At 36.1% G+C, this 13,782-nt stretch carries 14 protein-coding genes; 2 read left to right on the top strand and 12 right to left on the bottom strand.

All coding sequences use genetic code 11. From position 1 onward, the window contains the following. Positions 1 to 86: 86 nt before the first annotated feature. Entirely contained in the window at positions 87 to 1,067 is a 981-nt protein-coding gene (locus tag V8F51_RS03595) for an S-layer homology domain-containing protein (RefSeq protein ID WP_337098674.1), read from the top strand. 100 nt (positions 1,068 to 1,167) lie between these two features. Here the strand turns inward: V8F51_RS03595 and V8F51_RS03590 are convergent, their stop codons facing one another. The 7 genes from V8F51_RS03590 to V8F51_RS03560 form a co-directional block, all read right to left on the bottom strand. Beyond that, positions 1,168 to 1,875, bottom strand: a complete 708-nt coding sequence (locus V8F51_RS03590) for a uracil-DNA glycosylase (protein WP_337098673.1) — start codon at positions 1,873 to 1,875, stop codon at positions 1,168 to 1,170. 45 nt (positions 1,876 to 1,920) lie between these two features. Next, on the bottom strand, positions 1,921 to 2,133 hold the full coding sequence (locus V8F51_RS03585) for a DUF3006 domain-containing protein (RefSeq protein WP_337098672.1): 213 nt from the start codon (positions 2,131 to 2,133) through the stop codon (positions 1,921 to 1,923). 23 nt (positions 2,134 to 2,156) lie between these two features. Continuing rightward, positions 2,157 to 3,191, bottom strand: a complete 1,035-nt coding sequence (locus tag V8F51_RS03580; protein WP_337098671.1) for an MBL fold metallo-hydrolase — start codon at positions 3,189 to 3,191, stop codon at positions 2,157 to 2,159. A 16-nt stretch (positions 3,192 to 3,207) separates the two neighbouring features. Continuing rightward, positions 3,208 to 3,396, bottom strand: a complete 189-nt coding sequence (locus V8F51_RS03575) for a hypothetical protein (RefSeq protein WP_337098670.1) — start codon at positions 3,394 to 3,396, stop codon at positions 3,208 to 3,210. Between the two features lie 635 nt (positions 3,397 to 4,031). After that, on the bottom strand, positions 4,032 to 6,086 hold the full coding sequence (locus V8F51_RS03570; protein ID WP_337098669.1) for a P-loop NTPase fold protein: 2,055 nt from the start codon (positions 6,084 to 6,086) through the stop codon (positions 4,032 to 4,034). Positions 6,087 to 6,431: 345 nt separating this feature from the next. After that, on the bottom strand, positions 6,432 to 7,883 hold the full coding sequence (locus V8F51_RS03565; protein ID WP_337098668.1) for a hypothetical protein: 1,452 nt from the start codon (positions 7,881 to 7,883) through the stop codon (positions 6,432 to 6,434). Positions 7,884 to 7,899: 16 nt separating this feature from the next. Then, entirely contained in the window at positions 7,900 to 9,216 is a 1,317-nt protein-coding gene (locus V8F51_RS03560) for a hypothetical protein (protein WP_337098667.1), read from the bottom strand. A 120-nt stretch (positions 9,217 to 9,336) separates the two neighbouring features. Here V8F51_RS03560 and V8F51_RS03555 point away from each other — a divergent pair, with 120 nt between their 5' ends. Then, positions 9,337 to 10,293, top strand: a complete 957-nt coding sequence (locus V8F51_RS03555) for a restriction endonuclease (protein ID WP_337098666.1) — start codon at positions 9,337 to 9,339, stop codon at positions 10,291 to 10,293. A gap of 75 nt (positions 10,294 to 10,368) precedes the next feature. Here the strand turns inward: V8F51_RS03555 and V8F51_RS03550 are convergent, their stop codons facing one another. From V8F51_RS03550 to V8F51_RS03530, 5 genes are all read right to left on the bottom strand, one after another. Further along, the gene (locus V8F51_RS03550) at positions 10,369 to 10,542 is read right to left on the bottom strand and encodes a ribbon-helix-helix protein, CopG family (RefSeq protein WP_337098665.1); all 174 of its coding nucleotides are present in this window, start codon (positions 10,540 to 10,542) and stop codon (positions 10,369 to 10,371) included. Next, a complete protein-coding gene (locus V8F51_RS03545; RefSeq protein ID WP_337098664.1) occupies positions 10,535 to 10,918 on the bottom strand; it encodes a hypothetical protein in 384 nt (127 codons plus the stop codon). The genes V8F51_RS03550 and V8F51_RS03545 overlap by 8 nt, the downstream gene beginning before the upstream one ends. 4 nt (positions 10,919 to 10,922) lie before the next feature. Next, entirely contained in the window at positions 10,923 to 11,255 is a 333-nt protein-coding gene (locus V8F51_RS03540) for a hypothetical protein (protein ID WP_337098663.1), read from the bottom strand. Between the two features lie 342 nt (positions 11,256 to 11,597). Continuing rightward, positions 11,598 to 12,143 (bottom strand): NUMOD4 domain-containing protein, encoded by a 546-nt coding sequence (locus V8F51_RS03535; RefSeq protein ID WP_337098662.1) that lies wholly within the window; start codon positions 12,141 to 12,143, stop codon positions 11,598 to 11,600. A gap of 183 nt (positions 12,144 to 12,326) precedes the next feature. Next, a complete protein-coding gene (locus V8F51_RS03530; RefSeq protein WP_337098661.1) occupies positions 12,327 to 13,598 on the bottom strand; it encodes a hypothetical protein in 1,272 nt (423 codons plus the stop codon). Positions 13,599 to 13,782 lie beyond the last annotated feature (184 nt).

Below are 13,782 nucleotides of genomic sequence, written 5' to 3'. Positions count from 1 at the left end.
GAAATCAAAACTGCCTATAGATGCAACAATAACCGTATATTGCACGTCAAATAAGTGCTGCAGCATATTATAAACGAGGTGATTCGATGAAGAAGAAATCTTTCCTGACGTTCACAATAATCGCCGTGTTGCTCCTTGCACTCGGACAAACTGTGTGGGCATTTAAGGATGTTAAGAACGACCCGAATGAAGCGAAAATCGCGGAGCTGAAGAAACTTGGGTTGTTGAGCGGCGTTGGCCAAAGCGATAACTTCGATCCCAAAGGGAATCTAACTTACGCCGCAGGTATTTCCCTAATCGTCAAAAGCTTGGATCTTAACTTGGACCATGTCCGTTTCATCAGAGCTCCTAAAGCGACGGATTCATTTCCGAATTTGAAGGATGATGTTTGGTATTCCCAATCATTCATTATCGCTGCATTCTATGGTCTTGAAGTTCCGAAAACGGTAAAAGCAGGCGACATCATGACGAGAGAGCAATTCGCTCATCACCTGTTCAAAGCAATTTCCATCAAAGGCGACTATGCCTTTATAGAGATTTTCCTCATGCTTGAGGATCAAGCTGACGTTAATCCGTCTTACTCGGACAGCATTCAGAAGCTCCTCATAAGCAAAATAGCGCAGCTCGACAGTTCAAACAAGTTCTATCCGAAGCAGCCGATTACACGCAGCGAAGCAGCAGGCTGGTTGTTTGACAGCATTCAATTCGTCAAGAACACGGAGCCTGTCGTTACACCAGAGCCAACGCCAGATCCGATTATTGATGCGAAGCTTTCTGTAACGCCACTTACCGGAGACGTGAACAAAGTAACCGTAACAGCTCAGGTGCCGCATCCAGGCTATGGCGTTCGGATTGCATCCATCGTATTCGAAGGGAAGCAAGCCATCTTAAGGCTTGAAGCAACGCAGCCAGATCCAGAAAAAATGTATCCTCAAGTCATTACGGATGTTCAAGTATCCACTTATATCGATGCAGCTTATGAGCCTGTTATCGACAGCTCTGAAGGCGGCGGTACTTCGGGAAATGAAGGTGTTAGCTCCAGCGAGGGCTTCCCTATTTCCGAGTAACCACCTATACACTCCTAAATCTCTATTGTATCGAAAAGGCTTCTCCCGCAATCCGATATTCGTATCGGATCACGGCGAGAAGCCTTTTTATATAAAATATTTAGAAAACAAAACTTTCCTGTGTCGCCTCTGCGTGGTTTGGAATTTGCCAATCAATCTCCGCGCTCCCTATGCTTGCCAAGAAGGCATTAGCCTGGGAGAATGGTTTGCTGCCGAAGAAGCCTTTGCGCGCCGCTAATGGGCTTGGATGAGGCGAAGCGATGATATGATGCTTGTCCGCTTGTATATTCGTCGCTTTCGCTTGAGCATGATTTCCCCAAAGGATGAATACAACCGGTGCCTCGCGTTCATTCAGCGCTTCAATGACTGCGTCTGTGAAGCACTCCCATCCGATTCTCTGATGTGAGTTAGGCTTACCCTCTTCCACGGTCAGCACCGTATTGAGCAGCAGAACGCCCTGTTCTGCCCAGTGCTCTAAGCAGCCATGATCCGGTATTGGACAGCCGATGTCAGCCTGAAGCTCCTTATAAATATTTTGAAGTGAAGGCGGCGTCTTCACACCTTTTCTAACCGAGAAGCTTAAGCCATGCGCTTGGCCCTCCCCATGGTAAGGGTCTTGCCCGAGGATTACGACTTTTACTGATTCGTAAGGTGTATAGTGAAGGGCGTTAAATATATGTTCTTTAGCCGGATACACAATTTCATCGTTATACTTTTGCTCGAGAAGAGACAGCATCTGCTGAAAATAAGGTTTCTCCAGCTCCTGTTCCAGCCGCTGTGCCCAGTCGTTATTTAGCTCGAAGCTCATTCGTATGCACCTCCAATGTTGCTCAAAATTGCTTAAGTCCAACAATTAATCGTCCCATAATTCATCCATTAATTTCTTCACGGCATTTCGGCGAGCTTCTGTCGCTTGTTTATCCGTCTTCCACAAAGCTCCGCACAGCTCGACAACATCACCTTGTTGCACACTGACTTCTAGCTGATCTCTTCGTACATCATGCATCTGTCCGTCAATTTCAATGATGGCATATTCACCTTCAAAGCGATCAACAATTCCACTCATGCAAAGCCACCTCCACATGTACCTTATTCGCAAGCAATCCCATCATCGTCACGGTCAAGCTTAGCATTAAAACCAGGGTCACCTTTGCGAATAGGTGCTTTGCCCGCTTCCCTAACCGCTGCACAGCTCTCAAACACGTCCTGCGTTGTGAGCTTATCGCTTGTAGTGGAATTTGCCTTCGCATCGATTAAACTGTCAGTATGATCAATTTCAAGCGAAGTACCGTCTGAAACAAATAGAATGTTTCCCAATTGATCCGTACGATAGACCTCTGTACCTTGTTTCTTAAGCCTACCCAGCACCTCGCTCGTAGGGTGGCCGTAGTTGTTCGTCCCTGACTGGATAACCGCATACTTCGGCTGAATCTTTTTCAACCATTCGGAAGAGGTTGACGAGTTAGAGCCATGATGACCAACAAGCAGCACATCTGCATTTAAACTAATTCCGGATTTCATAATATCGTTCTCGCTCTCTGCTTCTGCATCGCCGGTTAGAAGAAAAGAATGTTTCCCGTAGCTTAGCTTAACGACCGCACTCATTTCATTCGTATCCTCATAGACGGATACAGGCGCGATCATGAGAACCTCGACATCCTGCTCCCATTCAAGCGACAATCCGGCTTTCGCCGTAGAGATCTTTAATGACTTCTCCTTAATCGCCGTCAGTACATCCTCGAACGTCTTTGTATTGGATTGAACCTTCGGCATATAGATTTTACCTATATCGAAATGGCGAATGACCGCATCCAAACCGCCAACATGATCCGCATCAGGATGCGTGGCGATCAAAATATCGATTTTGCTTATCCGCTGACTTTGGAGGTAGGCGACCATCTTCGCTTCTTCGCTATTATTACCGCCATCGATAAGAATGGTTTTGCCAGTCGGACCTATTATAAGCTGTGATGCGCCTTGCCCGACATCTATGAAATGGACGCTCAGCTTTCCGGCCGTAGCCACCGCCCCGTCCTCGTTCGCAGGTGCAATCTGGCAGGCAGGCAATAGTACCAAAATAATGCCCATTAACATGCAGAGCACTCGTGTTTGCAATCTCGTCATTCCTGTCTCCTCATCTCTACTGCTTGTCTAACCCTTTCAAGAAATAAGACAGCTTAATCTCAACCTCTTCTACTAAAACATCTTTAATTCGCGAATCACGCTCGAACTTCCATTTTTCATAGTATTCCGGTTTCATATAAACGTAAGTATTGTAAGAACCGATCTTGAACGAAACTTTATACCCCTCGAACTTGCCGCGCGACATGCCTGCTCACGATCCTTTGCATAAGGTAATGAATGAATGCTTTCTCTCTTCCTATTATACTATCTCATAATGTCATAGGTTGTCACCAAACAAATGTTCGGCATATATCTCTATCAATAAAAGACAACTATCAAGAAAAAACTCCCTCTTCTCAGCTGCATTGCACAGGCAAGAAAAAGGAGTTTTATGTACGTCAATCATATAATCCGATTAAGGATGCCGAGGACGGGAATCGAACCCGTACGGTGGTCACCCACCGCAGGATTTTAAGTCCTGTGCGATCCTAATTCACGTATAAACCCAATAAAATCAATACTTTGCAGAATCTGAATTACTTAAGCTTAACAGGACTTAATCTAATTCTCAATAGAAAATAAATCAATCCTGCAAAGTAAATAATGCTTATTCTAACATACGAAAATCAATAAATTCAAGTCTTTGTGTTGTTTCTGTGGTAAGTGGTAGGGGGTATTTCACCTAAATCATGCAGACTACTTCAAAAGTGACTTACGCACATTCATATATATATAATGGAAATTTCAAACCATTTCTCTATTCATTAAGAATCCTTTAATTATCTATAAAGATACTGATCAAAAGTTAGTAGAATATCACGATTAACTTCACACTTATGATTATGGATTTGGAGTTTCTGAATCTGCATTTGCAGTCTTAATGATACTAATGACTTCAACGATTTCCTTAAGGTTTGCGACTGTTAAGGAATTTCGATTTTGTGCCAGCTCCTCGCTTACGTGATTTATTAATATTGCTTGAAGTTCGTCTAATTTAGGTAGATCAGGCTTTAGAGCTTCACTCATTTCCTTATAATGCTCGAATAGAATATTAGCAAATAAGTTTATGTCCTTATTACTTTTAATTAAAATGATTCTAGCCACGTCATTCATGTCCAAATGCTCAAATAATGGTTTGTTCCAATGCTTTCTGTCAACAGCAAAGTAATACTCTTGAATGTTATTCTTTAAAGACTCTAATAATTCATTAGCAATATGCTCATCTTCTTTAACTTCCAATTTTTTTCTAGTTTCAATAATTTTCTGTTTTATCTCGTTAATGTCATCCTCATAATTTGTTGGTTTTCCAAATCGAGTGAATGAGGTTTCGATATCTTCTATATTGGCCTTTTCTACTATCTTCTCTAATCCATTTATAAATAACTCCTTTAATGAAGTTATATCTTCATTTATAAGTTCAAGTTCCATCAACTTCAAAAATACAATAAAACCTGAAAAGTAAAATCTAATACTCATCTTACCACTTTTTATTGCTTCATATGAATCGGCAACTGCAACGTTAAAATCATCATTTGTTAACTCCCAGTATCCTTGTTTAATTATTTTCACATAACCAGGAACTTCTTTTCTTTCTTTATCTTTAACTTGTTTGTCGATTTCAACTTTAAAAAATTCTGTATTAAGAATACCATCTACAACTAACTCCTTAACAAACTGAAAAAACACTATGCCAGATTCAGTATGTACTCCACGATACGTTGAAAGTAAGCTAGTGATATATGATGACTTTTTATCCATCTTGTCCATAATAATACGCTGTTGAAAATCTAGATCTGAATTAATTTCCAACAATTCTTTATTGGGTAACTTTCCTGACTTTATTTCAAAGGACAAAATTAATGTGAAAATAAATATTGACTTCACTATTCCTTGATCAATAACAGGATAATCAGATTTCAATTTCTGAAATATCCTTTCAAAATCATCAATTGCCTGAATTAAAATCCTAAAATTCTTAGTCTTACTTTTTTGAAAGATTTCAATAATGATATCGCTACCTGTTAGAATATAATCATATGATTTGTAATGTTCATTAATAGAAATTATATTGTTAATAATATCATTCTCATTTGAAGAATATAATAACGTTTTTCCAATAAGCTTCTCTTTTATATGCTTATAATCATTACTTTTACTAAAAAGCATCTGAATAGTATCATCAATTATTTGATTTGTAGATTGCTTTAATTCTGATTGTCTTGATTTTGTATCTTCTTTTTCACCTAACTTTCCCTCAATATTTAATAAGTATGTTGCAGTAAGTTTTTTTAACTCGTTATTCTCAGAGTACACTTTAGAATTAACTTCTTTTTCATTACAAATAATAATTGTTTTAACACCGTCATGTTCAACAAAATTATTTATGTACCCTAGTATTTCCGAAACCTCTAGGTTAGCTCTTTCCAAATCATCAAAACATAACACTTTATTTTTGAGCGAGTATAATTTATCCCAGTCAATACTTGAACTTCCAATAGGATCGATACCCATTTGTTTACCACCAAAGTTCAAAATTACCTTACTCAATTCAGGAAGTGCATTGCCTACCTTACTATCAATTAGTTTTTTTAAATGTCCTTTTTTTTTCAGTGCAGATGCGTAAACTTCATAGCAAATCCTTTTGCTTATCTCCTCAGTAGTAGAAACTCCATACAGTGATACATATACAGTCTTTAGTGGTTTTCCATTAATACTTTCAATTTTTGGACTAAGTACATTGTCCCAGAAGTATGTCTTACCACTTCCCCACTCACCATTTATCATTAATCCATAGTTGGCTCTTTCATTTTTAACATATTCTAGTACGCTCTCTAGAAGAAACTTCGAATCTGATTGTCCGGTCACTATTCTCTTCCTTTCACATAAAGTATTCATACAACAATGACTCAATATTTGATTTTTAAATACGTCGAAAGTTATTTTATTAATACAAAGTTCTGATTAATAACTTCTATCACGCAATTGTTTCGAATATAGTAATCACCATTGATTTGTATTGTGTCATTATCATATTTTTCAATAACTCCAACATCCTCTACCTCGTTGTTCATCCATATCCGCACAGTACTTTGCAACTGAACACACACTTCTATTTCCGAGTCAGACTTAATCGGTTTTCTCAGCAAAGTTACCCCTCCATAAAAATATCACTACTTCGCATTTAGCAAAGTAGTGAATACATGTAGATTAAATATATATTATCTTTTGGCATATCTTTAGCTAGTTTATAATTCGGTACATTGAACGAGGGATATTAGTTACTTGACATATGAAATGCAATAAAGTTTTAGCTCCAATTAACAATTCATCATAATTTTTAAACAGAGTGCGCACATCAGCTTCGCTAATTACCTTTGATTGAAGGTCATATTCCATAAAAATGAAGTCTAAAAATCTCAATAAATCATAATAATACATTGGATTATTTGTTATTCTTAAAATTAAATCAATAAACGATTCAGTGTAATTCGGTGGCGTTATATTAAATGAAGGCATTTTCGAAGGTATGTTAAAATCAGGTATTTGAGTTTTAACTACGTTATATGCTACCCTAAACGCCGAGTCAAAAATCTCCTTCCTTTTTCTATTGGGTATATCACCCGAACTTAATCCTTCAACTACCGTTTCACGTTTTTCACTATCATTAAAATAGTATAGCTCTTTTGCTATATCAAGTACGGCTAATAAGAACAGATTAGTTAATTCATAGATAGACCATTGAATAGTTTTTGTTTGTTCCTCGTTTAGTTTTAAATTGTTATAGGTTGATAAATCCCTAATTCCTGATAAGGTCTTCTTTACTTTGGAATAATTATCAATTACCCAGTAATCAGATGAAATATATTTTGCAATTCTCTTATACAAATCGTTAGTTGGAATACTAAATTTAGATAACTGGTTAATTTTATTATGCTGTGTATCTGGATTCCAAGAACCTCGCCAGTCGTCTTGATTGATTTTATAATCAGCTTCAAGTTTATCAACAATATTTATGTCTAATAGTTGTATTCCTGCTTTCCTTGCGTATTGCTTCACTGATGTACGTGCACTATTTACAACAAAAATCATATCGTTAACTGTTATTTCACTCATGATGCCTTTAATCCAAGTTATTCTATCATGAATTTGAACTGAACCAGATTTGCAATCTACCCATAAGGACTTACTGGTAAAATCACGATGAACATATAAACCATAGACATCTAAATCGGTAATCTTATCCGAAGCATCATCATAGGAAGTACGAACATCTATCCCGATTTTAGGGAAATATCCCATATGAAATAATAGCCTTTTCATTCGGTATTCCAACAAATATCCCTTTTGTAGAGTCTTCTCTTCGGTTGTATTTTTATTTATTTCTGATTGTACTGGTTTTTTTCTGTTGTAGCTTTGAGCACGAGGCTTCTTTTTTGTTCCCTTGTTATAAGTCTCCACCGATTTACTCTGATATTGTTTACTTTCTTGAATTGGCAAATTAGGAGAAGGTATTGTAGAACTACCTTCCCCTTTATCGATTATATCTAAATTAAGTTCGGACTGAACTACAGGCTCATTTGACGTTTTACCCTCAGAACTTTGTTGTTGTTGTCCATCACTCAAACCATTCTGAGGAGGCATACTCTCTAGATCTTTCTCAATTGACTGTGGCTTATTATTTAAATCAGACAAGATTCCACCGCCATTCTTATATATTTTCTCCTCTAAGTACTCTTAGAGTATGTTCTTCGATTTCTTTCAAAGTTTCAGGCATTTCAGCCATATTCATTCTTTCTTCTTCAGGAGTTACAAAAATCCCTACATCCATCATTGAACCGAAGTCTGTAATTTCTGCATCATTGTTCATTGTGTAGTTTGGATTCTTAATAATGTTTAAAGCTTCCTTTGCGACATCTGTTCTTATCAATTCAAGACATGGACCAGTTCGATATGTCCCATAGTAGGAATTAAACTTTTGTTTTCTTACAACTCTTACAATACCCTTTTTCTCAAGCAAAGTGTAATCTGTTGCATTTGCATCATGAGGACCGATATCCCCATATTGAATTAACTTTGACAGGAATTTTTCAGGGTCATTAATTGTCGAATAAGGAGTGTAATTTTCTCCAAAACGAATCGAAGCAAGTAACAATTTAACATCATCAAGGATATCATTGTTATATTGCTCAGGTTGTAACAAGTTTGTACTAAAACCAAAATCTTTCTGAAAACCTCTTGTTGAAACAATTGTAGTAGGATTTATCATACCAGTTTTTTTGGCCATTAGGAGTAAGTTGCTTGCCTCAGGTGCTATTTTCTCTAAAGGAAATCCTTGGAAATTTTGAATCGAATCTATTATTTCTCTTAAAGTGTCTTTTTCAAACATATTAAGTCCTGAGACAGCCATAGCAATTTTCTCATGATTATCGCCCCAGACGTACTCATTGCTAATAATAGGTTCACGATTCTTCATTTTATTTAAAACTCGAATTAACTTAAAATTATTTTGCAATGCAATTGATAATGAAACATCTCTTTCGCTAAATCCTTGCTGGATAAGTAATTGAATAAGATGGCTTTGCGCATAAGGAATCTTTTTCGTTTCATCCATAGTCCTTATTACTATTCTTTCTACATCTGTTGGATGTTGATTTTCAAATACCTGACCTGAAATGCCTAGTACTGTAGGGTTATCGTAGACATATTCGGCAATACCAGTTATATTCCCTATAGTATCTCTCATTAATTCAATTCTTTTATCTGATGCTGATTCCAACTCAGGAAGTACAATCTTAAGGAGTTCCAACTTATTATTAATGCCTACACTGTTAGCCATTAATTCAAGCTTATTCATATCAGTTATTTGTCCATTGCCTCTTATAACACCTAGGAATCTTCCTACTTTCCCAGTCAAATTGAGATTACCTAATTGCGATAAGCCAGTCGCTTCACTTTTAAAGACTTTCAAATGCTTTTGTGTCGAAATTGACCAGTAACCGCTTTTTACTTTATCAGAAATTGACATAACAAGTTATCCTCCTCATGACAGCACATATACTATTGGGATTTATTCTAAATTATAGTATACTTGAAGGATTAGTTATAGGGAATATGTGTTATTAAATTTCGAAGGGTGCTTGAATCTATGATAACTATTTATCATTATCCTCCAGAACTAATTAGCTTACTAATTGATACAATTCCTTTATTAAATCGTTCTAAACAAGATGTACTTTTATTCTTTCGCGGTGCTGGTGTGAGTGAATCGTTATTAAATGATATTTCAATAAAAGTATACAATAACAAAGATAGCATAAGTAAGTACGAAATCACTAGGATTATGGTAACTAGAATCAACGAACAGAACAATGACATGTTCCTTAAAATCCGACGAGAATTATTAAAAAGAATAGTCGAATTCGACAGTTATGAATCTTGTTGGGATAATGACAGAATAAAAGCCAAAGGGTATGTCGCCGAGATACGTCAAGTAATCAAAGTAAAAGATGCTTTTTCAAGAATGGAAAGAGAAAAAAATGAATTAGCCAGAAAACATAAACAAACATACCTTGAACAAGTTGAAAAAGTTAACAACCGAAAACGTGAACTAGAAAAAATAAAGCTTGAGATAAGTGAATTAGTCAAGTTAAATGACCCACACAAAAGAGGTAAGCTATTTGAAAATGTCTTAAATAACTTGTTTAATTATCATGATATTCTCGTCAAAGAATCCTTCTCTATAAATGGAGAAGAAAACGAAGGGATAATTGAACAAATCGACGGCGTTATCAAGATAGATTCTGATTACTACCTAGTTGAAATGAAGTGGTGGGGAAAACCAGTTGGGAAGAATGAAATTTCCAATCATCTTATGGGTGTTTTTCTTCGTGGTCAAGCAAGGGGGATATATATATCTGTTAGTGGATTTACAGAACCAGCGATTACTACGACTAAAGGAGCACTTGCAAAAGCAGTTGTTGTATTATGTGACTTATATGAAATAGTATCTTGTTTAGAAAATGAAAATGATTTTGTTGAATTTTTAAGAACGAAAATTCAATCAGCTATAGTTGAGAAAAACCCCTATTATAAAACAACATAAAAATTCATTATGATAATCGATGAATCAAGCAGAAACAACCCCTAGCTAAACTAGGGGTTGTACTTTCATCTATACTCACTTATCTTTACTAATTAAATCTGCAAACCCTCGAAGTATACCGTTTTCATTACTAGCTCTTGCTTTTACTAAGCTTCTTATAACCTCAGAGCGAGAAACACCATTTTCCATAGCGATAAGTTTCAACATCTTGTCTGAGAAATCATCAAGTGTCAACGATACTTTAACCATTTTTATACCCCCTTGCTTTATCAACTAGCATTGCTATTACAGCAAATTCTCTAATAATATCCCTATTAGGTTTAAAAGTTGAATCCTTCAATTTTCTTAATAAATTTGGAGTTGCGTTGGCATTCATCATATATGTTCTAACTAACCCTGACTCCGTTTCATTAAATGATACATACATAGAATCACTAAATGTTATGTCATACGAAGCAACCTTATCAAGTACTTCCATACTAATTCCCCATTGATCAGCCAAAGAAGCATAATCAAAACAATATATATCCTTCTTAATGCCATACTCAATTAATCCTAATGGCTTCACTTTGAACAGCGTATAGCCCTCCATGATGTAGCTACTTAATACCTTCACTTTCTCCATTGACTTATTTACCTCCTCGTATATGGGCGAATGGTTCGGTTTCTATTAATTTATTGACCTTTGGTCTCAAGTGAGCGAAAGCTTCTGATGCATCCTGAGTTGTTGTTTTAATTGTTTTTGTTTTCAAGTGTTTGAAAGCGTCTGTAAGCTTATTAATTGGCGTTGTAACTGGCTCTCTAGCCGGCTTATGCTTTGGCTTATTCTGTGGCTCAGAAACCGTTTTAGCAAGCTTAGATGGCTCTTCTTTTAGTGACTCAGCAATAAGTTTATCTAGGTCTTTACTACTCAATATTGGCTTTATTCTTTCTGTACCATAAGCAATTTTATAATTATCCATATCATTAATTCCTTTCGGGGTTATTAATATAAAACGTAAAAGGGACTGGATCTCCCCTTCATTCGGAGGAAGAATAGAGAATTTGTTGAACCCAAAATCGTAAGGTAACCCTACGTATGTGAGAGCCTGGCAAAGGGACTCTCACTAGAAAAAGCTATTGAATAGAAAATGTACTTGAAAGGTTGAAGTTCTTTCAAGACGTTTAAATGTAATTAGTTTTGTTCCTACTACTTAATCTTCTTTCAATTGAGAAAAATATGCTACTAATAGTACTACTAGTGGTATTTCTGGAGTCGACAAGATAAGAAAAAAGACAGGAAATTATAATCCTGTCTCTGCAATTTAACTTACATAATGGTTCACATCTCTTTTGCCATTAACAATACCCCAAATGGTAGTAGGGTTTACACCAAATTTCCTTGCCAATGCACAAGTCCCGTATTCTCTACTCCCGAACTCATAATGTCCTAATATAAACAACAAATCATCATAGCTAATTTTTATTGTGCAAGTATTCACCAATCCAATTTCCCAAGCATGTTGAACATTTTCCATTTTTGTGCAGTATTCAAGATTCCAGATCGCGTTATTGAGCTTATTGCCATCTATATGATTAACTTCTGATTTATTATCAGGATTATCGATAAAGGCGGCAGCCACAAGCCTATGAACTCGGTATGTAGTTGACTTCCCATCTTTGCTTAGTCGTAACCTTGAATATCCTCTATTACATATACCTGTCTTTAACATTCTTCCCTTTACTGGCGTTCCCACAACCTTTCCATTTTGTTCTTTATAAACAATCCTGTCTAAACTTCTAACATCCCCTAGATTTGATACTTCATAGTATCCCTGATAACCAACTACTTCTCTCCAAATTTCATTCATTTTTTTCACCTTTTTTATTTTAGTATCAGCGCAACATTAAATAATTCTTTATCACAATAAAGCGTAAAATAATCATATTCTAATCCACATTCGCCGTCCGTCATTTACAATCATGAGGACGACAAAACTTCTCAAATTCTTACTACATCAGCAACTAACAGTAAATGTATCGGGACGAATCGATTAGCAAGCAATATGAAATCGGTTTCGAATGCTTCCTTTGGTATCGTTAAATATCAAGGAATCAAATTCTTTGTCTGCCTTTATGACATTGATGTAGCTAGCTACTGTGAAGTCAATGACTTCATTTGAAAGCATAAACTCGAAACCAACGCTAACAGCCATTCTTTTTAGGCTAATCGTTGTTTTCTTGTTTTCCCCGTAGTTAAAAATTAACACTTCAACTCCATCACAACCAGAATTAAGGTTATCTATCAGATACTGCCTATAACTCTCGATATTACTTTTATCAACGGAAACAGCTTCACCATTGATAACAACGGCATTCTTATTTTCTTTTCGTTCCTTCTGGATCAATGACTTCTTAATTTTATTCATAATATTGAATCTGGCTTTATCAGGAATACTGTTTAGCTTCTGGTTAGCAATTGATATAAATTCTTCAATGTGCATTTGTAGAACATATAACTCAATGTCAGCATCCTTAATGAATGCACTAAGGTTAAGGTTGTTCCAATTCCCCCATTCAATTGATTTTGCATTTGTAACTGAAGGATTATGCTTTTTAGGCTTTTCTTTCTGTGTTATTTTGTCTTTAGCATTACTAGTCGCGGAAATATCTTTTATTTCTTCATTCTCAGCGGCGACAGAAATAAGTTCTTCGTTCTTTTCGTCACTAATCATTATTTGATTATGTTTATTGAGAAACCATTTGGTAGAATGTTGCTTAATCAATCCGTTGTTGTCTCTGTACCTCTCTCCTTCAACACAGTATATTTTTTTATCTTCAACCAACTTGTTAATAATTTTGTTTCCTGTGTTCTTTGAACCGTAGCCAAGTATATCTGACCATCTATCTTTGGCTTTCTCAAAGCCGTTGAACGGCTCTCCGGTAAATCTCTTGATTGTGACCAATACGAAAAATTCGGCGGGGCAAGATGCCAGTGAGTACATATCAGGTGTTATTTGCTCATGACCTCCAAGATCAGGAAACCTAATTATTATTGGTGTATTTGCTCCTAATTCGCCTTCATAATCTATCTGTATGATTTTCCTTTCTTGCAATTGTTCTAATAGCTCTTTTATTAGTTTCACCTTTCTTTTGGTATTAGTAGTAGATAATACATTTCCTTGGGCAAGGATTGTTATTGTTGTTGATGTATAGCCATTAAAGATTGAATAATCTGCCTTGAGCATAGCATATAGGTATATCTGTTCTACTTTTTGATTAGCTTCATTATCAAGTAAATAATTATAAATTTTTATAAAACTCATAGTTGTTACACTCACTCCTAATTCTTGTGCCTAAGCAAAGATATAATATTGTTATATGTATTTATGTTATAAATCTATTTGTTAAAGCACCCCAAAATCTGTCCGATTTCGGTACAAGTTTTGACTAGTCAGTGTACCGATTTGATACAAAATTTGACCAATCGCTGTACCATTCAGGGACAAT

This window comes from Paenibacillus sp. YIM B09110 (genome assembly GCF_037167145.1).
In the GTDB taxonomy this organism is placed as follows: Bacteria; Bacillota; Bacilli; order Paenibacillales; family Paenibacillaceae; genus Pristimantibacillus.
Note: the sequence above shows the minus strand (reverse complement) of the source record. Positions and strands in the feature narration are given on the sequence as shown.

What these genes read in the sequence shown, in the direction of transcription:
- V8F51_RS03595 (WP_337098674.1), top strand. Translation starts at nt 87, where the DNA reads ATGAAGAAGAAATCTTTCCTGACGTTCACAATAATCGCCGTGTTGCTC.
- V8F51_RS03590 (WP_337098673.1), bottom strand. Translation starts at nt 1,875, where the DNA reads ATGAGCTTCGAGCTAAATAACGACTGGGCACAGCGGCTGGAACAGGAG.
- V8F51_RS03585 (WP_337098672.1), bottom strand. Translation starts at nt 2,133, where the DNA reads ATGAGTGGAATTGTTGATCGCTTTGAAGGTGAATATGCCATCATTGAA.
- V8F51_RS03580 (WP_337098671.1), bottom strand. Translation starts at nt 3,191, where the DNA reads ATGACGAGATTGCAAACACGAGTGCTCTGCATGTTAATGGGCATTATT.
- V8F51_RS03575 (WP_337098670.1), bottom strand. Translation starts at nt 3,396, where the DNA reads ATGTCGCGCGGCAAGTTCGAGGGGTATAAAGTTTCGTTCAAGATCGGT.
- V8F51_RS03570 (WP_337098669.1), bottom strand. Translation starts at nt 6,086, where the DNA reads ATGAATACTTTATGTGAAAGGAAGAGAATAGTGACCGGACAATCAGAT.
- V8F51_RS03560 (WP_337098667.1), bottom strand. Translation starts at nt 9,216, where the DNA reads ATGTCAATTTCTGATAAAGTAAAAAGCGGTTACTGGTCAATTTCGACA.
- V8F51_RS03555 (WP_337098666.1), top strand. Translation starts at nt 9,337, where the DNA reads ATGATAACTATTTATCATTATCCTCCAGAACTAATTAGCTTACTAATT.
- V8F51_RS03550 (WP_337098665.1), bottom strand. Translation starts at nt 10,542, where the DNA reads ATGGTTAAAGTATCGTTGACACTTGATGATTTCTCAGACAAGATGTTG.
- V8F51_RS03545 (WP_337098664.1), bottom strand. Translation starts at nt 10,918, where the DNA reads ATGGAGAAAGTGAAGGTATTAAGTAGCTACATCATGGAGGGCTATACG.
- V8F51_RS03540 (WP_337098663.1), bottom strand. Translation starts at nt 11,255, where the DNA reads ATGGATAATTATAAAATTGCTTATGGTACAGAAAGAATAAAGCCAATA.
- V8F51_RS03535 (WP_337098662.1), bottom strand. Translation starts at nt 12,143, where the DNA reads ATGAATGAAATTTGGAGAGAAGTAGTTGGTTATCAGGGATACTATGAA.
- V8F51_RS03530 (WP_337098661.1), bottom strand. Translation starts at nt 13,598, where the DNA reads ATGAGTTTTATAAAAATTTATAATTATTTACTTGATAATGAAGCTAAT.